The 26,104-nt window shown below is 66.9% G+C and carries 14 protein-coding genes; 2 read left to right on the top strand and 12 right to left on the bottom strand.

The window, feature by feature from the left end:
- Positions 1-56: 56 nt before the first annotated feature.
- The 12 genes from ACERNI_RS14165 to ACERNI_RS14110 form a co-directional block, all read right to left on the bottom strand.
- Positions 57-479, bottom strand: a complete 423-nt coding sequence (locus ACERNI_RS14165) for a type II toxin-antitoxin system VapC family toxin (RefSeq protein WP_296624142.1) — start codon at positions 477-479, stop codon at positions 57-59.
- Positions 476-730 carry a FitA-like ribbon-helix-helix domain-containing protein gene (locus ACERNI_RS14160; RefSeq protein WP_012110103.1) on the bottom strand — a complete coding sequence of 85 codons (255 nt, stop codon included), beginning with the start codon at positions 728-730 and terminating at the stop codon, positions 476-478. Before ACERNI_RS14160 ends, ACERNI_RS14165 begins: the two co-directional genes overlap by 4 nt.
- A gap of 86 nt (positions 731-816) precedes the next feature.
- Complete coding sequence (locus tag ACERNI_RS14155) at positions 817-1,743, bottom strand: DUF2493 domain-containing protein (protein WP_296624141.1); 927 nt, start codon at positions 1,741-1,743, stop codon at positions 817-819.
- 349 nt (positions 1,744-2,092) lie between these two features.
- Entirely contained in the window at positions 2,093-3,127 is a 1,035-nt protein-coding gene (locus ACERNI_RS14150) for a DUF7146 domain-containing protein (protein WP_296624140.1), read from the bottom strand.
- Positions 3,127-7,446 carry a strawberry notch-like NTP hydrolase domain-containing protein gene (locus ACERNI_RS14145; RefSeq protein ID WP_448833930.1) on the bottom strand — a complete coding sequence of 1,440 codons (4,320 nt, stop codon included), beginning with the start codon at positions 7,444-7,446 and terminating at the stop codon, positions 3,127-3,129. Before ACERNI_RS14145 ends, ACERNI_RS14150 begins: the two co-directional genes overlap by 1 nt.
- 159 nt (positions 7,447-7,605) lie before the next feature.
- A complete protein-coding gene (locus ACERNI_RS14140) occupies positions 7,606-7,902 on the bottom strand; it encodes a hypothetical protein (protein ID WP_448833929.1) in 297 nt (98 codons plus the stop codon).
- Positions 7,899-8,165, bottom strand: coding sequence for a DUF6117 family protein (locus tag ACERNI_RS14135; protein ID WP_317892344.1), 267 nt, complete (start codon positions 8,163-8,165; stop codon positions 7,899-7,901). The genes ACERNI_RS14140 and ACERNI_RS14135 overlap by 4 nt, the downstream gene beginning before the upstream one ends.
- The gene (locus tag ACERNI_RS14130) at positions 8,162-8,578 is read right to left on the bottom strand and encodes a hypothetical protein (RefSeq protein ID WP_448833928.1); all 417 of its coding nucleotides are present in this window, start codon (positions 8,576-8,578) and stop codon (positions 8,162-8,164) included. Before ACERNI_RS14130 ends, ACERNI_RS14135 begins: the two co-directional genes overlap by 4 nt.
- Positions 8,579-8,709: 131 nt before the next feature.
- Positions 8,710-10,830 carry a ParB/RepB/Spo0J family partition protein gene (locus ACERNI_RS14125; protein ID WP_448833927.1) on the bottom strand — a complete coding sequence of 707 codons (2,121 nt, stop codon included), beginning with the start codon at positions 10,828-10,830 and terminating at the stop codon, positions 8,710-8,712.
- Between the two features lie 160 nt (positions 10,831-10,990).
- A complete protein-coding gene (locus ACERNI_RS14120) occupies positions 10,991-11,953 on the bottom strand; it encodes an ArdC family protein (RefSeq protein ID WP_448833926.1) in 963 nt (320 codons plus the stop codon).
- A 390-nt stretch (positions 11,954-12,343) separates the two neighbouring features.
- The gene (locus tag ACERNI_RS14115; protein WP_448833925.1) at positions 12,344-14,314 is read right to left on the bottom strand and encodes a filamentous hemagglutinin N-terminal domain-containing protein; all 1,971 of its coding nucleotides are present in this window, start codon (positions 14,312-14,314) and stop codon (positions 12,344-12,346) included.
- Positions 14,315-14,457: 143 nt separating this feature from the next.
- The gene (locus ACERNI_RS14110) at positions 14,458-14,949 is read right to left on the bottom strand and encodes an invasion associated locus B family protein (protein ID WP_448833924.1); all 492 of its coding nucleotides are present in this window, start codon (positions 14,947-14,949) and stop codon (positions 14,458-14,460) included.
- A 391-nt stretch (positions 14,950-15,340) separates the two neighbouring features.
- On the opposite strand from ACERNI_RS14110, the gene ACERNI_RS14105 reads away from it, so the two are divergent.
- Positions 15,341-25,198, top strand: coding sequence for a hemagglutinin repeat-containing protein (locus tag ACERNI_RS14105; protein ID WP_448833937.1), 9,858 nt, complete (start codon positions 15,341-15,343; stop codon positions 25,196-25,198).
- A 711-nt stretch (positions 25,199-25,909) separates the two neighbouring features.
- A partial coding sequence (locus ACERNI_RS14100; protein ID WP_448833936.1) for a transposase occupies positions 25,910-26,104 on the top strand: 195 nt, incomplete at its 3' end.

The raw sequence follows: 26,104 nt of genomic DNA, 5'->3' as shown, positions 1-26,104 counted from the left end.
CGTGGACTGTTGCTGCCGGCTCGGCTGGCGTCACTTGCGCTGCCGGTGGCCGGATGTCAGCGCCCGGTCTTCCAGGGATCGATGACCGTGACATTCGCGGCCTCGAATGCGCTGCTGTCGCGCGTGGCGACGGCAAACCCCTTGGCGGCTGCGATCGCTGCCATGTAGCCGTCGGGAGTAGGGAAGCCTTTCCCGGCCGTTCGGGCTTTGACGGCGAGATCCGCATAGCGGCGCGCAGCATCGATATCGAACGGGAGGACGCGGTCTGCGAACAGTTCCATCACCCCATCCAGGGCTTCGGTGAGACGCTCCTTGCGCTTGCCTTCGGGGAGCGCGCCGATGCCGAACATCAGCTCGGCGATGGTGACGCTGGAGAGAAAGAGCGTTTCCGCTGCCTGCTCGTCGAGCCATGCGCGCACGGCCTCGTCGGGAGCGGGCTTCATCGCCTCCGATACGACATTGGTGTCGAGGAGGATCATTCGAAGCTCATCGGCTTGGCGGGCGCCTTGTCACGAGCCTGGTCGAGGGCCTCGACATCCTCATTGGTCAAGCCGAGGCGGCGGCTGCGTTCCGCGAGCGCCGTGCCGAGCCGGAGGCGCGTATCGGGGCGGACAGCCATTTCGAGGATGTCGCGCATTTCCGCTTCGGCGCTGCGGCCGTGCTGCGCCGCCCGCACCTTGAGGGCGCGGTGTGTCGCGTCGGACAGATTCCTGATCGTAACTGCGGGCATGATAGCGCCTCCTGCAAGTGCGATAGCGATGATAGCATAATATAAGAATTGCTATCATTTTTCAAGGCGACCGGTCCCGGCGGCGCTTACGCGCCGCTCGAGCCGAACCGATAGACCGGGATACCCATCTTGCGCGCCTTGTCGGCTAGGTTGTCCTGAATGCCGGTGCCCGGGAAGATCACGACCCCGATCGGCACGATGCCGAGCATCTGGTCATTGCGTTTGAACGGTGCCGCCTTGGCGTGCTTCGTCCAGTCCGGCTTGAAGGCGACTTGCGGCACCTTGCGGCTGTCGGCCCAGCGGGAAGCGATCTTTTCGGCGCCTTTCGGCGAGCCGCCATGCAGCAGCACCATGTCGGGGTGCTTGGTATGGATCTGATCGAGCTTGGCCCAGATCTGCTTGTGATCGGCGGTGTCGCCGCCCGAGAAGGCGATCTTCGGGCCGGCGGGTACGAGTACCTCGGTATCCGCGCGCCTCCTGGCGGCGAGGAAATCCCGGCTGTCGATCAGCGACGCGGTGAGGTTGCGATGGTTGACCCGTGATCCGGTGCGTTGCGACCAGGGTGAGCCGGTGGCGACGAGGTAGCGTCCAGCGGCGGCTTCGCGGAAGGTTTCCATGCCGTCGCGGCGGTCGATCAGGTTCATGCCGATGTCGATGAGGTGCTCGAGCTGGAGGGACTTCACCTCGGAGCCATCCTGTTCGCGCTGAAGCTGCCTTTGCGCCTGCTCGTTGTCGTCGAGCTTCTGTTCGATGCGGTCCACGGCGCGGTGGAACATATTGACGGTCGACCAGAGGAGATCGGGGAGATCGAAGTCGAGGCTGGTGTCGGTGATCGTGGCGACCAGGGCGTCGAAGATGTCGGCGACGGCGCCTTCGATGATGTGGTCTTCCGGTGGCGGGCGCTGGTCCAACTCGTCTTCGGAGGGGCGATAGCCGTGGAGCTGCAAGTCCTGGATCAGATGGTCGGTCGGGGATGACTCGTGGTGTGGTTCGTAGTCGTCGTGCTCGCTCATGGGATGCTCCGTCGGCAAGGACCGCGACCGTCGCGGCCTTCATGGCGACGAAGCCGTCGGGCGGGACGGACCTGCACGCGGAGCGAAGCGTAGGGCCGAAGCGCCAGCGGAGGATGGCGAAGGCCGGCGATTTTGTTTCGCGATGGAAAGGCGCGGGTTCGGGGTCCCCGCGCGGCCCGCCGCGTGGGGTGGACATGCGCTGCCGGAAAATCGTCGGCCGCAGCCATTGCCTTGTCCGGCCCGGCTGATGGCCGATCGCCCTCTCGAAGGCCGAGGCGCGGTCCTTTTGCCGTCACTGGCGCATCGTTGCGGGCATGGCGGCTGTACGCCGCTCCCCAATCCTTTCCGGCTAAGCGGCCAGGTTCATGAAGCGTGCGACGTCGTCTGGAGCGAGCTGCACTCGAACGCCTGCCCGAAGCGCATCGATACCGAGCCGCCGCAGATCCTCGTTGAAGTCCCCGAACGCCGGCGACAATGGAATGGCCTCGATTCCCTCGGCGTTCGCCCGTTCGATCAGCATGTCCCGCGCGCCGTCACCGGCCGGATCGTCGTCTCGGACGATATAGAGCCGCCGCAAAGTCGCCGGGAATAGGATGGCGGCCAGATGCGCTGCCGAAAGCGCCGGCGCCATCGCCATATCGGGCAGGACCTGCCGGAGCGACAGCATGGTCTCGATACCTTCGCCTGCCGCCATCACGCTGCCGGGCGCACCGATGCGGACTGCATTGCCGAGGAGATCCCCCATCGCCTTGCGCGGTGTGTCGATGGGGGCTTTGTCGGAGCCGTCAGGCGCAAGCCAGGTGCGGTGCGCGCCGGTGATCTTGCCAGCGAGGTCGGTGACGGCGGCGATCATGGCCGGCCAGGTCTCGGTCGGGCCATCGTCGGGCTTGTAGTAGCAGCGGGGGTGGAAGCGCAGGTTTCCGGTTCCGTGCAAAAGCACAATGCCGCGTTTGCGCAGATAGGTCTGCACAATGGTCCCGGTGATCGGTTGCGTCATGGCGATGAGACGGCGTGCCGCCTCGGGCGACCCCGATGGCGCTGGCGCCAGTCCGCGGCGTGATGCCGGCTCGGGTTCGGGATGCGGCAGGCTGAGGAAGGTACGCGCCTCTTGAGCAACGTCTGCGAAGTCGATGAGGCCCAGCGATTCCCGGATGATGTCGAGAAGGTCGCCATGTTCGCCGGTGGCGGCGTCGGTCCATTTGCCTGCCGGCCCCTTCGGTGTGTCACGCAGGCGCACGAACATGGAGCGGCCTGCGGCATTGCGAGCATTGCCAACCTGCCAGTAATTGCCCTGCCGGTGGCCGTTGGAGAGATAGTGGCGGCAGACCGCCTCGGCCTGTCGGCCGAGACGGTGTGCCAGTTCAGAAGCGTCCTGCCGAGCCATCACGCTGCCTCACGCTCGCTGATCCGCTCGACCGGATAGGTGGCGATCAGCTTGCCGATGATGGCGGGACCAGAGGCATCGACCGGAACGAAGAAGCGCAGCTTCCACGAGATGATCTCGCTGAAGAGGCCATAGGCGCGCAGGCGATCCCGCATGGTGTCGGTGAAGCCGGACAGTTCGATCCGGTTCGCGCCCATGACGCGCGCGCGGCGAAGCTGGAGCCCGCTGGCCAGGTCGAGGATGGTGCGACCATCCACCAGAGCGGCGTAGGCATCATCGCTGCTGAGGTTGGCCGTTCCCGTCGAGGCGGCATTCATGGCCCAGGCGGGCGAAACCCGCCGCCCGATGATGCGTTCGCCATCATCGGTCTGGAGCCGATAGACGCGCGTCGACTCGTTCGGCAGGCGCTTCCACACCGGCAGGAGCAAACCGCTGACCATGTGGATGGCGCCATCGGTATAGGCCGGCACTTCGGCGACTTCACGTTGCCAGACCGCTGCAAAGCTGTCGCGAGCGGCTTCCTGCCAATGGCTGTCTTCCATCATGGCGAGGCTTGCGTGGTGCTGCTCCATCGGCCGGATCAGGCGGACGCGACGTTCGATCTCGCCGTCGTCGTGCATGATGGACGGCGCCGGCACCTGGACAGCAGCGCGTCCCGACCGCGCGTTGATGAGCAGCCGGGCATGCGGATCGTCGAGCCAGTCGAGCGCCGTATCGAGCGTGGTCGGTTGGTTTCGGCGGCGCTCGGTGATGGTGAGCAGCCGCGTTTGTGCGCCCGTTGCCGGATGGGTGTAGATGGTCGTGCGCTCCGCGACGACGAAACTCTCCGCCGTCAGCGTTTCCAGCCCGACATCATAAACGCCGCTGGCGATGGCTCCGGCCACCTTGGCGTCGAGTAATTGCTCGAAGGCGGTGAAGAGGATGCCCTGAAGCTCGATGGTCAGCGCCAGCAGGCGGTTGAGGAACGTGGTGATCGGCGGCAACTCGTCCTTGATGCCGTTGTCATGGGTCAATTTCAGGCCGGTCGCGGACTCGAAGCGACCCAGCGAGCACCCCTCGACCTTGCCGCGCACGATCAGAAAGTAGAGTTGGCACAGCGCATCGCGGGCGTAGCTCGATTCCAGATTGTCCTCGGGCCGGAACAGACCCTGGCCGCCGGTCTGGCGCTGACCGCGCGTGATCGCGCCCAGCGTATCGAGCCGACGTGCGATCGTGGACAGGAAGCGTTTCTCGGCTTTGACGTTCGTGGCGATCGGGCGGAACAGCGGCGGTTGCGCCTGGTTGGTGCGATTGGTGCGGCCCAGACCCTGGATGGCGGCGTCGGCCTTCCATCCGGGTTCGAGCAGATAATGCACGCGCAGACGCTGGTTCTTTGCTGACAGTTCTGCGTGATAGCTGCGGCCGGTGCCGCCGGCGTCGCTGAACACGAGAATGCGTTTCAGATCGTCCATGAACGCGGCCGTCTCGGCAAGGTTGGCGGATGGCGCGCGGTTTTCGACGGCGAAGCGTTCTCCCTTGCGGACGATGCGCCGGGAGCGGCCCGTCACCTCGGAGACCATATCTGTGCCGAAGCGCTGTACGATCTGGTCGAGCGCCCCCGGAACGGGTGGTAAAGACGCGAGACGTTCTATCAGCTCGTCACGGCGCGCGACAGCTTCGCGGCTCTCGACGGGGTGGCCGTCGCGATAGACCGGGCGCGAGGACAGATTGCCCTCGCCATCCGTGAACGGCTCGTAGAGCTGGACCGGAAAGGAATGGGCCAGATAGTCCAGGACATATTCCCGCGGCGTGATGTCGACACGAATATCGTTCCATTCCTCTGTCGGGACTTCCGCCAGCCGGCGCTCCATCAGCGCTTCGCCGGTCGAGACGATCTGGACGACAGCGGCGTGGCCATCATCCAGGTCACGTTCGATGGACCGGATCAGCGTGGGCGTTTTCATCGACGTGAGCAGATGGCCGAAGAAGCGCTGCTTGGCGGACTCGAAGGCCGAGCGGGCGGCGGACTTGGCCTGCCGGTTCAGTGTGGCTCCCCCGCTATCTGGGCTGCCGGTGATGTTGGCCGCCTGCATCGCGGCGTCGAGATGATTGTGGATGACGGCGAAGGCGCTGGCGTAGGCATCGTAGATGCGCCGCTGCTCGTCGGTCAGGGCGTGCTCGATCAGCTCATATTCAACGCCATCGTAGGAGAGCGATCGGGCGGTATAGAGGCCCAGCGCACGCAGATCGCGGGCGAGCACTTCCATGGCCGCGACACCGCCGTCCTCGATCGCCTCGACAAATTCGGCGCGGGTGGCGAACGGGAAATCCTCACCGCCCCACAGGCCGAGCCGCTGGGCATAAGCGAGATTGTCGACGGTGGTCGCGCCGGTAGCCGACACGTAGACGACGCGCGCGTTGGCCAGGGCGTGCTGAAGCCGAAGGCCCGCGCGTCCCTGCTGTGAGGCGGCAACGTCGCCGCGTTCTCCCTTGCCGCCTGCGGCATTGGCCATGGCGTGGCTCTCGTCGAAGATGATCACTCCATCGAAATCGGAGCCCAACCATTCGACGATCTGCCGGACACGGGAAACCTTCTCACCACGGTCGTCGGACCGTAGCGTGGCATAGGTTGCAAACAGGACGCCTTCCGACAGCGTGATCGGCCGGCCCTGAGGGAAGCGCGACAGCGGCGTGACCAGCAGGCGCTCCATGCCGAGCGCGGACCAATCGCGCTGCGCGTCCTCGATTAGCTTGTCGGATTTGGAGATCCAGACCGCCTTGCGGCGGCCGCGCAGCCAGTTGTCGAGGATGATGCCGGCAGATTGACGGCCTTTGCCGGCCCCGGTGCCGTCGCCGAGCATGAAGCCGCGCCGGAAGCGCACGGCGTTTTCGGCTTCGGGCTTAGCTGCCTGCACGAGATCGCAGGTTGCATCGACGGTCCAGGAGCCGGTGAGGAAGTCCGAATGGGCTTCGCCGGCATAGATGACGGTTTCGAGCTGGGCGTCCGACAGGAGATCGGTGATGTTCGCGGGCAGCATCGGCCGATAGGCGGGCTTGGGCGGTGCAACGCTCGCCATGGCCGCCGATTGCACGAGCTTGGTGGGGTGCGCCTGAGAACTGGCAATACGGATCGACTGCAATCCATATTCTTCATAAATCGCGTCCGTGAGGTGGGCGCCTTCCGGCGGCGTCCAGTCCATCGTGTCGTAGGCGAGTTCAACGCCCTGCGGATCCATGGTTGAGCATGCGGTCGGACGCTCAGTGGCGGTGCGTGCGAGATAACCCCGCACGGTGCGCGGCGCCGAGGTCGACACGGGCGGCGCGATGTCGGGCAGTGCGACCGGCAGGCGCGGTGGAATCTGCGCTTCGATCCATGCGAGCAGCGTGGCGACGTCGGGCGCAACGCCGGCGGAGCCAGGGAACGCGGCCGGGTCTTCGGCCGGTAGCTTGTCGATGACGGTGAGCCGCGTTTCGATGCTCGTACCATGCTTGGCATAGACCGAGCCGTGGATCGCCGCAGTGAAGACGACGCGCCCACGCTTCTGAAGCCGAATGAAAGTGTCGCGCCAGGCCGGTTGCTCGGGCCCGAAGTTCGCGCCGGTGATCGTCACCAGACGCCCACCATCGGCAAGCCGCGCCAGGGCCGAAGCAACATGACGCGCAGCGGCGTCGGCGACCCGGCTGGAGACGTGCGCCATCACCGAGAAGGGCGGGTTCATCACGATGACGGAAGGGACGGCGCACGCCGGAAGGTGGTCGTCGATCTGGGCGGCGTCGCATCGCGTGACGGCAAGGGCTGGAAAGAGCTGGCCAAGTAGATCGGCGCGGGTTTCCGCCAGTTCGTTGAGGAGCAGCGAGCCGCCGCTGATCTCGGCGAGGATGGCGAGAAGACCCGTGCCTGCCGACGGCTCCAGCACAATGTCGTGCGGTGTGATCGCGGCGGCCGCGATAACGGCGAGGCCGAGCGGGACCGGCGTCGAGAATTGCTGAAGCGCCTGGGCTTCCTCGGAGCGACGGGTGTGCGTCGGCAGAAGGCCGGTGATTTTCGACAGGGCAGAAAGCCGTGCAGCCGGAGTGCCGGCTTTACGGAAAAGCGCACGTCCGTATTTGCGCAGGAACAGGACGGTCGCGCCTTCACAGGCTTCGTAGGCCGTCTTCCAGTCCCAGGCCCCGCTCGTGTCGGAAGCCTCGAAGGCCGTTTCCATGGCGATGCGAAGATCGGCGTTGTCGATCCGCTGGCCGCGTTCGAGCAGGGTGAGAAGCTGATGGGCGGCGGCGATGATGGCGGACGCGCGGGCAACGGGCGCAGCCGGACCGGCTACGGGCGACATGATGTTCATGGATCGGAACCTCGGGAGAGCGGGAACGGCAGGCCCGGACGGTGCTCTCTCTCGACCGCACGGACTCAAACCCGTCCCGGCGGCCCTCTCACTCTCGAACACGTCGCAGCCGACATGAAAAAAGCGCCTCGGCCGAGCGGCAGAGGCGCTTTGAGGGGGTCAGGCCCAGTGTCCATCGGCGATCTCGCGGGCGACGAGCCTGCGAGCCTTGCGGATCAGGTCATCGCCGCTGGTGTCGATGTGCCCGAAGAACCGGGCGCGCGCGCCGTTCGCGGTCCAATCGGCATAGGCGCAATATTCGCGAGCCTTGGCCCGGAAGACCCGCATGTCGCTGGCCCAATGGGGCTTGGGCTCCACGACAACCGTGATCCCGTCTCTGGTTTCCAGCCAGGGGAGAGATCGCTCGGCGGGCGGGCGCTCGGAATCGGCGGCGAAGATGGCATCGATGTCCATCATGACGCTTCTCCGGGCGTGCCCGGATGGATGAAGCCGCCAGGATCGCCGGGGTCGGGCGGCAGGTAGGCGTCATAGGGATTGCCGTCGGCGAGGTGGCCGAAGGGCGTGAAGACGAAATCACCATCGTCTCGTCCCACCGCGCAGATGACGTAACGCGGGGCGCCGGTCACGGCATCGAGGCATTCCATGAGCGCAAGGTTGCCGTCACCGGCAGCGCGCAGCAGCGTCTGAAAATTGCTCTGGGCATGGGACGGGATGCTCATAGCGGGCCTCCCTCGTCGGAGAGTGTCTGGTTGAGCCAGCCATCGGTGTAGATCCAGTCCACGGTCTCTCCGGTGGCGAGATCGAGGACATGCGCGCCGCCGCCGAAGCCGTCGAGCCGGGGCTTCGAGCAGGTGTTGGCATATTGGAAACCCCAGCGGCCGCTCAGGCTGAATTCCGTGGCGCAGTGCTTCACGAACTGGATCAGACGCTCGGGATCGCCAGTGACGTCGTCGTGCATCCAGAGCTGCGTGCCGCCATGCTCGGGCTGAATCGAGAGGAGGAAGCCCTCGGAAGGCGGTTCCTCCGATGCGCCGGCCTCGGAGAGGCGGTTGTAGAGGTCGAGCGCGCGGGCGGCGTTCTCGGGCGTGCCGACATCGAGCAGGCACGAGAAATGGGTGAAATAGTCGGCCATGACAGGCTCCTGAAACGAGAATGCCCGGCCCGCACGGCACAGCCGTTCAGGCTGCCAGCCGTGGGACCGGGCGGTGTGGAAGATCGGGGTGAGATGCGCGGGACGAACGGCGCCGCCCCGCGCGATCCGCGCTATTCGGCGGCGACGGCGTGCTGGATTTCATCCTCGTCGGTGTCTTCGTCCTCGCCGTCCTCGGTGAGGAAGTCCGGCAAGGTGGTGTCTTCGCCGGTATCGGCCTGATCGCTGGACTCAAGCTGATCGCCATCGATGGACGCCAGGCGCAGCGGTTCGGGCAGCCAGCCGCTGTCGGCCAGAAGGCGCTCGGCTTCCTTGGCCATGTCGCCCTTCTTCATGTGGTCGATGAGCTGCGCGGCCCGCTCTCCGGCGCCTTCACGCACGGCTTCGAGAATGCGGGGTTTGGTCACGCGGCCGAGATAGTTGCCGACCGTGGGCTTCCAGCCTGCGGCCACCATGTCCATGCCCGTAGCCCGCGCGAGCCGGTCGGCCTGCGCCAGACGCACGTCGAGGCCATGCTGGCTGACGCCCGAGCCGGAATAGGGGTTCGGACGCTCGAACAGCGCATTGACGCCGTAGCTGACGCAAAGCGCCAGCAGCTCCAGGCGCGTGCCGTCATCGAGATCGGTCAGCCAGGCCCAGAGCGCCTGATCGTCAGCGGGGATGTGATCCCCCCAGCGTTCGTGGCGATCGTTGACCGCCTGCGCCGATGGGCTGTCCTTCAATTCCTCGGACTGGGCCGAGAAGAAGATGTGGCGGACATTAGCCTCGAGGCAACCGGACGGGTTGGTGTGGATGAAGGTGTCGCTCAGAAGCTTGTGCAGCAACATGGTCATGGCGACGTGCGGATGTTCCGCCAGCGCGTTGCGCAGCGCCAGGGTGCGATGGGCGGTCAACTCGATCACGAGACGCTCGGGCAACGGCTTGATGCCATCTTCCTCATCGTCCTCGGGCTCGGCGGGCTTGCCGCCGATGGTGATGACCGCGCGTTGGACGGCCGGCGTATGGGGCTGGTCGCCCCCGGACGCCTCGCCATCGGGCTCGGCCTGGGGCTCGTCCTCGGCGCGGACATAACCGCGGTCGATCGACAGCGAGCCGTCGGCGTCGAGGCTGACGAAGGCGCCGGCGATTGCGATGTCGGCCTGATCGTAGCTGACGGGGCGGTTCTCGAAGGCCTCCAGGGCCTGCTCGATCTCGCCGAGACGTTGATCGATCACGTCCGGCAACTCGTCGGCCTCGGAATATTCCGCTTCGATCCGGTCATATTCCTCGCGCAGCGCTTCGCGGGTCGCACGCTCCTCGTCGGTCAGATCGACCGCAACGCCGGAGAGTTCACGCAGGCCGTGGTCGTGGCCATAGGGGAAGCTCACCGCGACCTCGATCCACTTCCAGCCTTCCTCGGCGATCTGATCGGCGGTGGCTTTCAGCTTCTCCGCCACCATGCGGTCGAGCAGGACGGGGTCTTGCAGCCAACCGCCGTCGTCGGATTGGAAGAGATCGCGCAGCACGATGCCGCCTGCGGCCTCGTAGGCATCGACACCGACGAAAATGGCCCGCTTGTCCGAGGCGCGAACCGCGGTCTCGGTCAGCATCCGCCGGATCTGATAGGGCTCCTTCTGCCAGCTATCCTTGATCGCGTCCCAGACCTGTTCCTGACGGGCATGGTCGGGGCTGACGGTGAAGGCCATGAGCTGTTCGAGCGTCATGCCGTCATCGGCATAGATTTCGAGCAGGGTCGGCGAGACGGAGGTGAGGCGCAGGCGCTGCTTTACCACGGTGACGCTGACGAAGAAGGCGGCGGCGATGGCCTCCTCGGTCATGCCCTTGTCGCGCATCGCCTGAAAGGCGCGGAACTGATCGAGCGGATGGAGTGGTGCGCGTTCCATGTTCTCGACCAGCGACACTTCGTCGACGAGGATGTCGCTGTTGGCGTCGCCGACGACGCAGGGCACCGTCGCCGTCTTGGCCAAACGCTTCTGCTTCACGAGCAGTTCGAGTGCGCGATAGCGGCGACCGCCGGCCGGCACTTCGAACATTCCGGTTTCCGCGCCATCGGCGTCGAGGACGGGACGGACATGGAGGCTCTGGATGAGGCCGCGCCGGGCGATGGACTCAGCCATTTCCTCGATCGAGACGCCGGCCTTGACGCGGCGGACGTTGGACTGGCTCAGCACCAGCTTGTTGAAGGGGATGTCGCGCGCCGACGACAGGGTGATCTTCTGGATGGCAGTCGCCATGTTCGTTACTCCGCGACGGGCGACCGGGAGACTCTCTCTCGACCTCCAACCCGTCACGAAGCGAAGCGCCGCCCTCTCACTCTAAGAAGGGCAGCGCCGCAGAAGCGGAAAGGCGTGAAGCCGGAGACCCGCTTTCCCGCCTTTCCGGTTTTCAGGTCGATTATGCCGCATGCCGTTCGTCGCCGGCCATGATGTCGTCCGGGCCGAGATCGGCGTCGGGCAGGAAGCCGAGTAGCCAATCGGCCGCCTTGCTCGCCTGGGAGGCGGCGCGGACGATGGCGCGATTGTCCTCGCGCAGCACCTCCAGCCAGGCGCCGATATAGTCGGCATGGCGGACGGTCGGTACGATGCCGAGAGACGCGCAGCAGAAGGCCGCGTTGATCTCGGCCACCAGCTCCTCGAAGGCGTATTTCTTCGTGCCGAAACCGCCGGTCAGGTCGCGGCCGAGCCGGGAGGCATGGCCGCTGGCGTGCCCGAGTTCGTGCAGGGCCGTGCGGTGCCAGTTGATCGGCTCGAAATAGGCCTGCGGCGGCGGCACCTGCACATAGTCGTGCGCCGGCACATAGAAGGCGCGATCGCCGCCGATGCGGAAATCGATGCCCGTCGCTTCGATCAGAGCCTCGACGCGCGGCTCGATGAGGCCAGGCGGCGGCGGTGGAGCGATGGCGGCGATGTTGTCCGGCAGGCCGTCGCATTGCGCGGCGTTGAAGACGGTGAAGCGCTTGAGGAACGGAATCGCGGCGGCGTCCTCGCCGGTCTCGTGGGCTCGGCGCTTCTCGTCCTCCGGCGTGAAGCGGTCGGCATAGACGACGGTCGTGCCGTGCTCGCCCTTGCGGACATTGCCGCCCAGCGACAGCGCCTGGCGGAAGGTGAGCCAACTTTGGCCGGGGAAGCCGTGCTGGATCACCGCCCCCCAGAGGATGAGCACGTTGATGCCGGAATAGTGCCGTCCGGTCGCAGCGTTTCGGGGCATGGCGAGCGGCGCCTTGGCCGCGGCCGATCCCCATGGCTGGACCCAGGGCGCGCGGCCCGCCTCAAGCTCAGCGATGATCTTGTCGGTGATGTCGTCATAGAGGCTCGCCCGGCCTGAGCCGGCACGGGCGCTGTGGTTCTTCCTGGACATCGCGGTTCTCCGCGACGGGCGCCGGAGACCTCTTCTCCAGCCCTCGACCCGTCACGGGAAACCCGTCCGCACTCTCACTCTTTGGGGGGCGTTGCGGGGATCTCCCCGCAGAAGGGGTCGGGCGAGACCCAAGGCTCGACCGCAGGGGAAGGCTTTCCCCTTGTCCCAGCTGTTCCATCCCGGATGTGTTTCCTTGAAAACTGTCAGAAAACTGCGTATGTTCCTGACAGGAGAAAGACGATGACACGGCTGACCGAACAGATTCTGTCGCATATGGCGGGTTTGCCCGAGGGCGCTTCTGTGTCCGCTAAGGGGCTGCTCCATCTCGGCAATCGCGCCGCGGTGGACCAGGCCTTACGATTGCGGTGCGCCGCGACAGTCGGGCGGCGTTCACTTCAGAAAATCCTGGAGCAGGCCGGGATGGCGGTTGCCGGGGCCGCTTTCCGGCTCCGTCCGGATTCCACCAGGCGCTTGCAGGCCGGTGCGGGCGATGATCTCGCCGCCATTGAGGGCGACAGGGTTGGGCGAGATGATGGTAACCGAGCCCTCCGGGGCAATGAACTGCCCCCCGGCCGGGCGCAGCGACAGCCATGCCCGTGGTCCGGTGAAGGCGTTGTCCATGCCGGCTGGCCGGGCCACGACCTCGGGAATGAAGCCGGCGACGCCGGTGACTTTCCGTGAGGTGATCTCGAGATTGCCCCAGGCCGTGATCTGGCCCCGCTCGTTGAGCAGGCTGTCGCGCGCGGTGATCGAGACGCCGCGCGTGGCGTTGATGGCGCCGCCAATGAGACCGATATCGGTCTCGCCCCTGCTCGAGCAGGTGACGCCGCACTGCTTCCGCACCGCGAGCGTCCCGGTCCACAGGCCGAGATTGTGCAGGCGGTCCGTGGTGATCGTCACGGCGCCGTCGAGGCCATTGATCTCACCGGAATTGACCATCTCGCCCGCATCGATGCTCACCGAGGCGCCTGCGATGTAGCCCTGCTGCCCCGCGATCCGGGGCTTGCCGTAATCGGCCGTGATGATCGTGGTCTTGCGACGCTTGCGCCAGAGCGCCCGCCACATGAGACGGCCGCGCCTGCGCACGCTCTGGATCGCGCCGTCACGGGCTCCGCCAGCCATGTCCGTGAGGTTTTCGAGACGCGCAGCCTGCAGGGAGACATTGCCATTCGCGAGCAGGCGGCCGGTGCGGTTGACGATGGCGCCGCCGGCGCTGGCGTGCAGATCGCCATTCGCGGCGAAGGCGATGGCGAGACGGTCGGCGTTCTCGCTCAACAACCGGATATCGCCCGCGGCGACCAACGTGACGGCGCCGCGTGAAAGCGGGTCATCGCTATCCCGGTTCGCGCCGCTGATCATGCCGGCGATATCGATGTCGCCGGTTCGCGCCAGCAGGCTCACCGCCCCCCGGATAGTCTCGATGCGGCTTTGGGCTTCCGGTGCGTTGAGAACCTCAACCGCCGCGCCGGAGATCCTGACCGAACGCTCGCCCGTGATCCTGGCTCCCTGCGCCGTCACCTTGCCGCCCGCGTCGATGCTGAATTCGCCGATCGACGCCATGCCGCGACCGGCGAACCGCACGCCGGCGCCCGCAGCTGTCGCGGCGAGCCGGACGCGGCTGGCCGAGAGCGCGCCGCGCGGGGTGACGTCGATCAGAATTTCGCTGGTCGCGCCATCGCCAGTGCGGCGCTCCCGGACGACGCCGCGCACGGTGCTGTTGGCGGGCGCGGACGGGTCGAGGACGATTTCGGCGTTGCCGGCGGTCAGGTCGATGGCGGCGAAAGGGCTGGCGTGCGCATTGGTCACCGGCCCGTCGATCTTCATCCGGCCGGCGATCAGTTGCAGCGAGGTCAGGGTACCGGAAAGCCCCGCGCCTTCGACGGTGATGTCGCCGGAGCCGGCGCTCACCACCAGCTCGCGCCCATTGGGGCCAGACCCGTGGCGCACCCGCCCGCCGGAAAGAATGAGACCGCCGATATTGATGAAGCGGCCGCCGTCAACGGTGATGCCGTTGGGATTGGCGATAATGACGTGGGCCTGGCGTCCCTCCACGGTGAGCGGACCATTGAGAAAGCTGCGCCGGGCCGACGTGACCTCGTTGATGATCATATTGGCGTTGACGCCGGTGTTGACCAGATCGACGCCCGCGACGGGCACGGAAAAGCTGCTGTAGCTGTTGTGGCTCACGCCGCCAGGCGCGGTGGGGGCGATGCCGACGGAAATCCGGCCGGCGGGCGAAGTCGTAACCGAGGTCACGGTGGCGCCGTCCGGGACGACCGGCTGGGCGGAGGCAGGCGCGCCGGACAGCGCCAGCAGCAATCCCGCCGCCGGCCAGACCAGGCGGGGCTCCGGGCGGAGCATGGCAGGCCCCCGGCGGGGGCTGGCCGGCGCGGCGCCCGCCGCATCTGGCGCACCTGCGCCGCCTCGCGTCCAGGCGGAGGAGGGCGCCGGCGTTGCGTGCGAAACTGTCGCCATGCCAGTGAGTTGGCCCTTGAGTTGGCCCGTCATTTGCCCCGCGCTCCCGGCGCCCGGATGGCCGCGACGGCCTTGCTGAACCCCTCCAGTGGGACCTTGACATCGACGGGCGTGCTTTTTGACGTCCAGACGCGCACCTTTGCCTGCCGTCCCTTTTCCAGGCTGGCGAGCACCTGGCCCTCAAGAGCGAAGCCGGCATGGCAGCCGCCGGCTTTGCAGGTTTCATAGAGCAGCCTGAACGGCTTGCGGCCATCAACCGAGATCTCGATGCCCGGCGCGAGATAACCGCCGGACGGCACCGAGATGATCGCGACCGGATGGCGGCTGCCCGCGACCATCAGCGCTGTCATGGCGAACACGGGTTGTGGCGATCCGGCGACGGTCTGGCGCTGGGACGCGCGGCACGGGGCCGGCTTCATCTCCGCCCCCGCTGGCTCGCAACTTACCTCCCACGCGCCCATGCGTTCGACGGCCTGGGCGCCCGGCCCCGGCAGGGCCACCACGAACATCGCAACCAGCAAGAGCGGACGGAGAGCGCCCGGAGTGACGGCGCCGCGCCAGAGGCGCGCGGCAGCCCAGCGTGAAAAGGTCGCGCGGGGCGCGGGATGCGTGCAAATGATTTTGTTCGACATCATACAATCTGAATGAATAAATAATATAACTACGCGAATTTAAATGAAACTAATGCAACAGTTGCAATATACATTTCAGAAATTTCGAATAATAGCGTGACTATATAAAGAACATCATTCATATGTACAGGCCGAAAGCGCCCGTTCCTGCGGGCGTGCTGAAGCTTTTGCGTGGTCCCGGGGCGTCCCGTGCTGCCGCGACGTCATCAACGGGACGGTTTTCCAGATGCACATCAGACGATCCGCACGGGGCTGCGGGACGCGCGGCGTTCTTTTGGCCATGCGCTCCGGGCTGCTGGCCCGCTGTTTCAGCCTGACGCTATCCACGACCCTGAGCGTGCAGCCGCTACTGGTTTCCCTTGCGCACGTTTCGCAGGCGCAGGCGCAGGTGATCGCCGATCCGACCGCGCCCATCCAGTTTCGCCCCGGCGTCACCGCGTCCGGTTCGGGCGTTCCGGCGGTCAATATTGTCGCCCCGTCGCAGGGCGGCCTCTCGCACAACCGCTTCCGCGACTACAACGTCGATACCCGTGGGCTGATTCTCAACAACTCCGGCCTTGGCGGAACCTCGATCATCGGCGGGGCAGTCAGCGCCAACCCCAATCTGGTCGGCCGGCGGCCCGCGAATGTCATCCTCAATGAGGTCACCGGCTCATCAAAGTCGAACCTCAACGGCCCGACCGAGGTGTTTGGCGCGCGCGCCGACGTTATTGTCGCCAATCCCAATGGGGTCGGCTGCGCCAGTTGCTCCTTCATCAACGCCGGCCGGGTGACGCTCTCGACCGGGACGCCGATCCCCAATTACCAGACCGGAACTGTCGCCTTTGACGTGCGGCGCGGCGCGGTTTCCATCTCGGGCGGCGGCGTGTCGGGCCCAGGCGGCCAGCCGCTGGCCGCCATCGACCTGATCGGCCGGCAGTTGCGGATCGACGGTCCCGTGGCCGCTGACGGCCGGGCGCGTCTGCGCGCCGGAGCGATGCGTTACGACCAGAGCGGCGATATCGCCACGGCGCTCGATGGCGCCGGGATCGGCGCCGTTGCCGGACCAGCCATCGCGTCATCGGCTGCTGGCGTCATTCGCGCCGGGGCGATCTCCGTCCTGTCGACGGACGTCGATCTCGGCGTCGCGCTCGGCGCGGATGTGGCGGCGCTCGGGCTCGCCCAGCCCGCCCCGGCCGGCGGCCAGCCGCAGCGGCTTCCCGCTGACATCGTCATCAGGAGCGCCGGCGATGTCGCCATTCAGGGCTCCGCCGCAACCGGCGATCTCCATGTCGAAGCAGCCGGGCGCCTTGGCCTGGCGGCGTCCGGCCATCAGGCGGCTGGCGGCATCACCCTGGCGGGACGCGACATCCACATCGCGTCCGGCGCCCAGGTCCGGGCCGGCGGCGCCATCGTCGCCGATGCGCGCGATGCGCTGGCAAGCCGGGGCGCCCTGGCGTCCGGCCAGTCCGTCAGCCTGGTGGCATCCGGCGACATGCAGGCCGGCGGCTCCATTGCGGCCAATGGCCGGGTGGCGCTCGAAGGCGGCGCCGTCACGACGCATGGTTTTCGCGCGCGCGGCGAGCATGTGGCGCTCTCTGGCGTCGGCGCGGTGCGGCTGGAGGCGACAACGCTCGTGTCGGCTGGCGACGTGGCCGTCACCGGCCGGGACATCGCGCTTGAACAGGGCGTCGGCTTTGTCGCGCCAGGGATCATCACGCTCGACGCCACGCGCGATCTGACCAATGGCGCGGTCCTCGACTATCCGGGCCTGCGCCTGTCGATTGGCGGGACGCTGCGCAACGATGCAACCGGCGCCATCGTCCAGGACAGCCTGCTGTTCAACCTGTCCGGCGATCTCCAAAACGCCGGTCTCCTCCATGGCCGCAATTCAGTCACGGTGAACGCGGGCAATTTCATCAACGCGGCCAGCGGAACCATCTACGGCGGCGATATCGCGATTGGCCTGCGTGGCGGCGCCAGCAACCCGGGCAAGATCCTGTCTGAGCGGATCCTCGCTATCGTCGCGCAGGATGCGGTCAGCAGTGACGGGCAGATGCGGGCCAATGACCGCCTGACCCTGCGCGCCGCCGCTTTTGCTTCCGGCCAGACTACCGCGCTTGCGGAGGCGGCCAGCATCGACATGGCGGTTGCGGGCGCGTTCGGGAACGGCGGCCGTGTGTTCGGCCGCGATCAGCTCATTCTGACAGCCGGCGCCCTGGCGAACGCCACTGACGCCACGATCGTCTCCGGCGCGGCCGCGTCACTGACCCTGGCGGGAGATCTGCGCAACAGCGGCGAGATTGGCGCGGTTGGCGATCTGTCAATTGCCGGGGCCCACGCCGTCAACAATGCCGGGCGGGTGATCGCCCGGGACGGGACGTTGCGCCTCACCGCCCAGGGAGCGGTCCGTTCGGAGGGAGCCATCGCGGCCCGCCAGGCGTTGCTTGTCGACGCCACCGGCTACCACGGCGCAGGGCCGGCAGCCCGGCTTGAGGGCAGCGACCTGACCCTCCGGCTCGGCCAGGGCGACTTTGTCAACCTTGGTCAAGCCGTCGCCGAAAACGCCGTGGCAATTACGGCGGGCGCTTTCGACAACAGCGGAGCGGATGCGCGCATCGCCGGCGCGACGGTGCAGCTGGACCTTGCCGGAGCCGCCGCCAACAGCGGCGCCATCGCCAGCCTGGGAGCTTTCGATCTCTCCACTACGGCCCTCGTCAACAGCGGCTCCATCCTCGCCAATGGCGCCGGCGCGCTCACGCTGGGGAGCGGGGCGTTCGCCAACAACGGCCAGGCGCGCTTCGGCGGCGACCTGACGCTCGCCGCAAGCGGCTACGAAGGCGGCGCCGGCGCGCGGCTTGAGACCGATGGCGCGCTGATGGCGACGGTCGGCGGCCGGTTCGGCAATGCCGGCAGCGTGCAGGCGGCTGGTCCGTTGACGGTTGCGGCCACCTCGCTCGGGAATGGCGCCGGCGCGCGTCTGGCCGGCCAGAGCGTCAGCCTGACGGTGCGCGGCGATCTCGCCAACGCCGGCATTCTCGGCGCGGTGGATGATCTGACAATCCTTGCCGCCGGGCCGGTGGCCAACGCCGGCAGCCTGCTGGCGCAAAATGGCGCGCTGGTTCTGCAGGCGGATGGAACCGTCGCCAATAGCGGCGACATCCTTGGTCAAACGGGCCTCGCGCTTGTCGCCACCGGCTATCATGGCGCGGCGCCCGCCGCACGTCTTGGCGGCCAGACGCTTTCCGTGCGGCTCGGCCAGGGCGACTTTGTCAACCTTGGCCAGGCCGTCGCCGAAAACGCCGTGGCGATCACGGCGGGCGCTTTCGACAACAGCGGGGCGGATGCCCGCATCGCCGGCGCGATGGTGCGGCTGGACCTTACCGGAGCCGCCGCCAACAGCGGCGCCATCGCCAGCCTGGGAGCTTTCGATCTCGCCACTACGGCCCTCGTCAACAGCGGCTCCATCCTCGCCAATGGCGCCGGCGCGCTCACGCTGGGGAGCGGTGCGTTCACCAACAACGGCGAGGCGCGCTTCGGCGGCGACCTGACGCTCGCCGCAAGCGGCTACGAAGGCGGGGCCAGCGCGCGGCTTGAGACCGATGGCGCGCTGATGGCGACGGTCGGCGGCCGGTTCGGCAACGCCGGCAGCGTGCAGGCGGCTGGTCCGTTGACGGTTGCGGCCACCTCGCTCGGGAATGGCGCCGGCGCGCGTCTGGCGGGCCAGAGCGCCAGCCTGACGGTGCGCGGCGACCTCGCCAACGCCGGCATTCTCGGCGCGGTGGATGATCTGACAATCCTTGCCGCCGGGCCGGTGGCCAACGCCGGCAGCCTGCTGGCGCAAAATGGCGCGCTGGTTCTGCAGGCGGATGGAACCGTCGCCAATAGCGGCGACATCCTTGGTCAAACGGGCCTCGCGCTTGTCGCCACCGGCTATCATGGCGCGGCGCCCGCCGCACGTCTTGGCGGCCAGACGCTTTCCGTGCGGCTCGGCCAGGGCGACTTTGTCAACCTTGGCCAGGCCGTCGCCGAAAACGCCGTGGCGATCACGGCGGGCGCTTTCGACAACAGCGGAGCGGATGCGCGCATCGCCGGCGCGACGGTGCGGCTGGACCTTGGCGGAGCCGCCGCCAACAGCGGCGCCATCGCCAGCCTGGGAGCTTTCGATCTCTCCACTACGGCCCTCGTCAACAGCGGCTCCATCCTCGCCAATGGCGCCGGCGCGCTCACGCTGGGGAGCGGGGCGTTTGCCAACAACGGCGAGGCGCGCTTCGGGGGCGACCTGACGCTCGCCGCAAGCGGCTACGAAGGCGGCGCCGGCGCGCGGTTGGCTGGACGCAACCTGGCGATGACGCTGGGCGGCGCGACGGTGAACAACGGCGACATCGCTGCCGCCGGCGTGGCGAGAATTGTCGCCGCGTCGCTGGACAATCGCATGCACGGCCAGATCACGGCGGCGGCTGGCGACCTGACGCTGGCGGGCGATCTGCTGAATGCCGGCGCCATGCGGATCGGTGACTTCCTCGGCATGCAGGCCGGCGGCCAGTTCCAGAACGCCGGCAGCATCGCGGCAGTTGATATCGGCTTGCAAGCTGGCGGCGCGCTGACCAATGGCGGGCGCATCGCCGCTTCCGGCGTATTCGTGGCTAACGGGCAATCGCTCGCCAACCACGCCGGCGGGCACATCGGCGGCGGCGCCATCCGCGTTGGCGTCGCTGGGGAAGTTCAGAACAGCGGGGCGATCCGGGCCGACGATGCGCTGGTCATCCAGGCGGCGCAACTCACCAACGCCGGCCGCGCGGGGCAAAGCGCCGCCCTGGCGGGGGGGCGTCTGTCGGTGCGTCTCGACGGCCCGCTAGTCAATGGCGCCCATGCGGAGATTGTTGGCCGTGACAGCGCCGTGCTGAAGGGCACAACCGCGCAACTCGACCTTTTTGGCGTCAACGACGCCGACCAGGGCAGCTTTGTTTTCGGCGGCGATCTGGGGCTGGATCTGGGCGGCCAGGGGCTGACGGTTCCCGCAGGCAAAAGCCTTGTCGTTCCGGGTCGGCTGGCGCTGCGGCTCGGCGGCGACGTAACGGTGGCTGGCGAGATCGTTGCCGGCGATGACCTCAGCCTGATTTCGGGTGGATCGCTGGTCGTCGGCTCCGTGAGCAAACCCACCATAGACGATCTCTTCAGCCTTTGGGGCGATCCGTGGGCGAAGCAGAAACTCCGGCGGATGCTGGCCGCTTCCAGCGGCGCGCTGGAGTCGGCGGGGCAGATTTTCACCCGCGGCGACGGCGCGATCGCGGTCGCTGGCGATCTGACCAACACGGGCTCGGTTATCGAGGCGCTGGGGTCGCTTGATGTGCGGGTCGGCGGGCGCATCGCCAACGCCCGAACGCCGCAGCGTGAGAGCGAGCTCCCAGCCGTCGCCCCCAGTATGCACGCGTCCGATCCGACGAAATACGTCGATTACCGGACAGAGCACGCGGAAACCTCACCCGCCGCCGCCATTGAGGCTGGCGGCGATCTGGCGGTGGCGGCGCGGGCCATCCACAACGACGCCTCGGTGCTTCAGGCCGGCGGCGTGCTTGCGCTCCAGGCGGATGAGGTGGTCAACGCGAGCCGCCAGACCGGCGTTACCTACAATACGATCAAGGTCAAAGGCGACGAGAACATCGGCGCCAGTTTCGCCAGCGGCTGGTGGGAGGGCACGCACAAGGAAAGCACGGGCCTGCTGGCCGGCGGGGCTGGCCTCAATGCCTCGCGGGTCGGGCAACTCACCAACACCGGGACGCTCACGGGGCCGGCCGTTGTCATCGACGCCCGGGTCATCGTCAATGGCCTGACCGATCCCACGGTGACGACCCCGCCGCCCCGCCTGCCGGACGCCACGATCGACCTTGCGGCTTACGCCGGCCCTGCTGGAGCCGGGAGCGCCTTTGCAGACCAGCCCACGGCTGTGAGAGGCGCTGGCGCGTCGTTCGGCGTGGCAGTTGTCGCCCCGCATGACGGCGTCCCCACGCACAGGATGGAAAACGCCTCGGGCCCGTCGTTGCGGCGCAGCGACACGCCCCTGCACTCCACCCTGGACAGGGCCGGGCGCAGCCATATCGCCATACCCGCGCCTTCGCCAATTCACAGCCCGCCCGGCTTCCGGCAACCTGGGGCGACGCGGATCGGCAACGCGGTTTTCATGTACGCGGCGCCGCTGCCGGCGTTGTCCGAACGCAACCCGGGCTGGATTCTCGATCAGGTCGGCGATACCCGCAACCGGCTCGATTTCCGCTTCTTCGCCGATCCGACGCTGGAGCGGCGACTGATCCGGCAGGCGCTGGTCGCGCAGACCGGGCGCAGCTTCCTCGATCAGCGTTACCGCAATCCCATCCGCCAGCAGGAAGCGCTGTACGAAGGCGCCGTGGCGTTCCTGAAAGCCAACCCGGATCTCCGGCTTGGTCAGATTCTGGGCGAGGCGCAGAGGGCGCGGCTGACGCAACCAATCCTCTGGTATGTGGAGCGCCAGATCAACGGCGCGCCGGTGCTGGCGCCGCAATTGCTGCTGCCCCCGGGGCAGCTTGCCGAATGGACGAAGAACGCGGGCGGGCAGATCAGCGCCAACGACATCTTCCTCTCGGGCGAGCGGATCGCCAATACCGGCGCGCTGCTGGCGACCGGCTCTCTCGTCATCGACGCCGGCGATTTCATCAACATGCGCCGCGTCGCCACGGTTGGCGGCGGCCCGCTGGCGCAGAACGTCCTGCAACCCGGCGGCCTGGCGATGGCCGGCGACCTCGGGATCACGACGCGGGGTGATCTCGCCAACACCGGCGGCGTGCTCAGCGCCAGCGGCCTGCTGACGCTCCGCGCCGGCGGCGATGTACTGGTCACGGCGCAGCCGGTCAGCAACAGCTTCACCTTTGCAGAAAACCGGCGGACGCTCACGGTCACGAGCACGCTCAACCAGGGCGCGCTCGTCGCCTCCGGCGCCGACATGTCGGTTCATGCCGGCGGCTCTTTCGTCGTTCTGGGTTCCGCCGTCCTCGCTGGCGGCGATGCCGGGCTCACAGCCAGCAACGGCGTTGCCATCGTTGCGGCGATGGATGAACGCGCGCATGCCGGCGCGACCGGCAAAAGCGGCCTGCTGTCCGGCTCCACGGTCACGATGTTCCACTCGGAGCAGACACAGGTCAGTTCGCTGGTTTCGGCCGGCGGCGACCTGACGGTGCTCTCCGGCGGCGATCTCACCGTCGCGGCGAGCGGGCTGACGGCCGGCTCCAGCCTTGTCGCCCATGCTGCCGGATCGGCCAGCATCGTTTCCGGGCAGGACGTGAGCACGACCGCGGCCTCGAAGAAGAAGTCCGGCGTCGGATTGTTCTTCGGCGATGGCTGGATGGACGTCTACCAGGGGAAGCAGACCACGGCGACGACCGCTGTGACGCGCAACGTCGCCGCGGCGCTGATCGCTGGCGGCGATGTTGCCGTGGGCGCGGGGCAGGACATCGCCGTCACCGGCTCCACCCTCGCCGCCGGCGGCCAGGCGACGCTCCATGCCGGCCGCGATATCGCGATTGCGTCCGGCATGGAGCGGACGTCGGCCAAGCATACGCGCAAGGTCTCGGGTTACGGCGTCGGCGTCGCCGCCGGCAATGGCGGGGTTTCGGCGTCGCAGGGCTTCCACTATGACGCCCTGCGGCAGTCGCGGGAGCAGGATGCCCCCGTCGCTTCGCGGATCCAGGGCGGCGACGGCGTCGCGGCCATTGGCGGGCGCGATGTCGCCATCACCGCCAGCGACATCGCCTCTGGCGGCAACCTGATGATCACGGCGGCCGGGGCGCTGTCACTGCTGGCCGCGATCGGGCGGGAAAGCACGGAGGAGGAGCGCGAGCAGGCCTTCGCGGGGGCCAAACTCGAGGTCAGCCAGAACGTCACCGGCGCGCTGGAGAACCTGAAAAGCGCCGCCACAACCTTCCGTTCCGGCCATGGCACAGCCGCCTATGAGGCGATTGGCATGGCGTCCGGGGTGATGCGCGGCGTCGACGCGGCGATGGCGCTAACCAACCCCTCAGTTTCCGCCAGCCTGACCGTCGGCGGGACGCACGCAACCAGCAGCCAGTCAGCCCATACCGAAACGGCGCGCCCGGCGACGCTCGCCGCCGGCGGCGGCATCAGCCTGCAATCGGGCGCCGACATGCGCCTGCAGGGCGCGCAGGCCGGGGCTGGCCGCACGCTGGCTCTCAACGCTGGCCGCGATCTGACCATCGAGAGCGCTGCCGCCGGCTTCGGCTCGTCGCAATCCTCCAGCGCCGCCAGTTTTGGTGCGGGCGTTGGCGTCAGCGTCGGGCTCAGGTCGGCGACCGCCGGCGTTACCGCCAACGCCGCCGTTTCGCGGTCGAAGGCGGAGGGGGAGGGCGTCAGCCATCTCAACGCCCGCCTGAACGCCGCCGGGGAGATCGTCATCGCCTCTGCGCGCGACGCAACGGTGGCCGGCGCGGTGGTCGCCGCGCCACAAATCTCCCTCGACATCGGCCGTAACCTGACCGTCGCCTCCCGCCAGGACACCGGCCGGGGCAAAAGCAGCTCCGCCAGCATCGGCGGCAGCATCACGGTGGGCGCGGGAACGTCCCCGGTCTCCGGTTCGCTGTCGATCGGCGGCGGCCAGGGCTCCTCGGACAAGGCCTGGGTCAGCGAGCAGACGGCGATCATCGCCGGCGAGGCCCTCGGCATCCGCACGCAGGGCCACACCCACGTCGACGGCGCCGTGGTCGCGGCGCGGAACGGCAATCTCAGCCTCGACACCGGCACGCTCGCCGTCACCAACATCCGCGACCACGATACGGCGACCTCGCGCAACGCCACCGTCGGACTGAACTGGAGCCAGGACCGCAGCGGCAAATCGCAGGCCATGACCCCAGCGGGCGCGCCAACCGGCGCCGCGCTCTCCGGCGCGATCGCCAACCGCGACCGCGAACAGATAAATCGCGGCACGATCGGCGCGGGCGAGATCACCATCCGCGACCCCGCCCACCAGAACCAGGCCATCGCCGTCATCAACCGCGACCTGACGCGGGCGCAGAAGATCACGAAGGACGAAAGCTCCGGGGTGGAGTTCTATGCCTCGGATTCTTCGGTGCGGGAGATTGCCAGCGGTCTTTCAATGATCCGCGCCGGCATGGAGGCGCTTGGGCAGCAGGCGGAACAGGCGCTCGCGAAGCTTCCGGCGACGGTGAGGCAACTTGTCGGCGATTCCGCCACACGCATTGATGCCCATGACAGGACGCTCCAGGGCGTCGCCGATGCCATGGTCGATGATCTTGTCGCGCGTGGCGAGATCCCCAAAGACAAACGGGAAGCCGTGCGCAAGGTAGCCCGGCGGGCGATGGCCAACCCGGATGACCCGGCCATCGCGGCCTGCGGCCAGCACGGTTTCAATCTACGCGGGCTGGTTGCTTCCCCTGCTCATGCAAGCGCGGGCGCCATTGGCCCCGCGTGCGGCGGGCTCTCGCCACAGCTTGGCCAGCTTGCCCGCGGCATCGGCGTTCAGGCAGTTGCCGCCGTGGTTACAACGGCGACAAGCGCCGGGGCCGCCGGCGTGGTGGGCGCCGCCGTTCTGTTTGTGGCGCTGGTGGTCCCGACCAATTCGGACCAGAGTGACAGCGCATCTGGCGACGCGGTTGACGGTTCACGCGTCACGCTGACCGGCATGAGTTCGGAAAGCACGCGGGAGATGCGCGTGCTTTCCGCTGATGACACGGAACTGCGCATCACGTTCATCCGTGGCCCAGACGGAGCCAACATCCTGGCGGGCGGAACGTCACGGGAGACAGACGGGACTGTCCGGGATCTCCGGGTCAGCGAGATCCGGAACCTGGCCAGCTATTACGCCTCCGCCGTCGGCGCGACAGTTGTGGCTAACGACGCCCACGATACAACCCGTGCCCGCGTCGGCCACAACGGTGGCCCGCCGCTGGATGATGCGGCGGATCAAGACAATACCCCGCCCGATCCAAAGGGCGGCAAACCCCTCGCTGTCCTGCCTGTCGCCGGCCATGATGCTGATCACGAAGTCGTGTACGACGCCACTGCAAAAGGCAATATTCTTGCGTGGTATGGGCCGTTGAACAGGGGGCCGCTGCCCATTGATGTTGCGAACACATTTCGGGGGGCATTACAATGAGGTAGTAACCTCCGAGGTCACAATGCTTTATCGCGCAATAGGCGACAATGGCTACCCGGCGGGTGGGTTCTGGACTAGAACTGAGCCAAGAGGGCCACTGCAGTCTGTAATAGACAGCGCACTTGACCAAAATTGGGGGAACACCGCAACTCGGATAGTTCGAATGGAAGTACCAGCTGGAACAACGATATTTGAAGGGGTGGCAGATCCTCAGCGTGGGCTTGTTGGAGGAGGTAGCCAGACTTACTTCGATATGAGCGTTAATCCGCTAAGGAAAGAATGGATTAAACATTGACAGACTGTCTATGAGAAGAAATCAGTGCTTTTCATACGCTCGGCGAATTTGGTCATTTTGTGAATTGGGTGGAGCTGCAGAAAGAACAGGGAGTGTGTGAAGAAATATTTACGAAAAATATATCCGGATATTGTCGTAAATTTAGATGCAAGAAGAACGGGACAGTATGGATATTGCGACTTCCAGATCCAGGATATTTTTCCGGATCGTGGAGAATTGATTGTTGATCCGGTATTATGCGTAAATTTAGAGCTTGGCTTGTTCAAAATCAGAAGGCAAGGGTGGCTGCGAGCCATGCCGCCTAGAACCTGTTTTGGAGCTTATGAATGGGCGTTTCTTAGGTTGGAAACCCATACAATTGTCTGAATTTGTTTCCATATTCACCAACCGAATTGGTTTGTTGGAGGTGCATGGAGATGAAAGGGCGCTTGTTCTGGCTCTCTGATGCGGCATGGGACGCCATTGAACCTCATCTCCCGCATGGGCAGGCCGGGAAGCCACGGGTGGATGATCGCCGTGTGATCTCCGGCATTCTGCACGTCCTGAAGACCGGCTGCCGCTGGCGCGATGTGCCGGCGGAATACGGTCCGTCCACCACGATCTACAACCGC

The organism is Camelimonas sp. ID_303_24, assembly GCF_053543495.1.
The sequence above is the reverse complement of the archived record's forward strand: the minus strand, read 5'-3'. Positions and strand labels throughout refer to the sequence as shown.

Excerpts from the sequence above, each read along its gene's own strand:
- ACERNI_RS14155 (WP_296624141.1), bottom strand. The coding sequence starts at position 1,743 with ATGAGCGAGCACGACGACTACGAACCACACCACGAGTCATCCCCGACC.
- ACERNI_RS14115 (WP_448833925.1), bottom strand. The coding sequence starts at position 14,314 with ATGCTCCGCCCGGAGCCCCGCCTGGTCTGGCCGGCGGCGGGATTGCTG.
- ACERNI_RS14125 (WP_448833927.1), bottom strand. The coding sequence starts at position 10,830 with ATGGCGACTGCCATCCAGAAGATCACCCTGTCGTCGGCGCGCGACATC.
- ACERNI_RS14160 (WP_012110103.1), bottom strand. The coding sequence starts at position 730 with ATGCCCGCAGTTACGATCAGGAATCTGTCCGACGCGACACACCGCGCC.
- ACERNI_RS14120 (WP_448833926.1), bottom strand. The coding sequence starts at position 11,953 with ATGTCCAGGAAGAACCACAGCGCCCGTGCCGGCTCAGGCCGGGCGAGC.
- ACERNI_RS14105 (WP_448833937.1), top strand. The coding sequence starts at position 15,341 with ATGCGCTCCGGGCTGCTGGCCCGCTGTTTCAGCCTGACGCTATCCACG.
- ACERNI_RS14150 (WP_296624140.1), bottom strand. The coding sequence starts at position 3,127 with ATGGCTCGGCAGGACGCTTCTGAACTGGCACACCGTCTCGGCCGACAG.
- ACERNI_RS14130 (WP_448833928.1), bottom strand. The coding sequence starts at position 8,578 with ATGGCCGACTATTTCACCCATTTCTCGTGCCTGCTCGATGTCGGCACG.
- ACERNI_RS14135 (WP_317892344.1), bottom strand. The coding sequence starts at position 8,165 with ATGAGCATCCCGTCCCATGCCCAGAGCAATTTTCAGACGCTGCTGCGC.
- ACERNI_RS14165 (WP_296624142.1), bottom strand. The coding sequence starts at position 479 with ATGATCCTCCTCGACACCAATGTCGTATCGGAGGCGATGAAGCCCGCT.
- ACERNI_RS14140 (WP_448833929.1), bottom strand. The coding sequence starts at position 7,902 with ATGATGGACATCGATGCCATCTTCGCCGCCGATTCCGAGCGCCCGCCC.
- ACERNI_RS14145 (WP_448833930.1), bottom strand. The coding sequence starts at position 7,446 with ATGAACATCATGTCGCCCGTAGCCGGTCCGGCTGCGCCCGTTGCCCGC.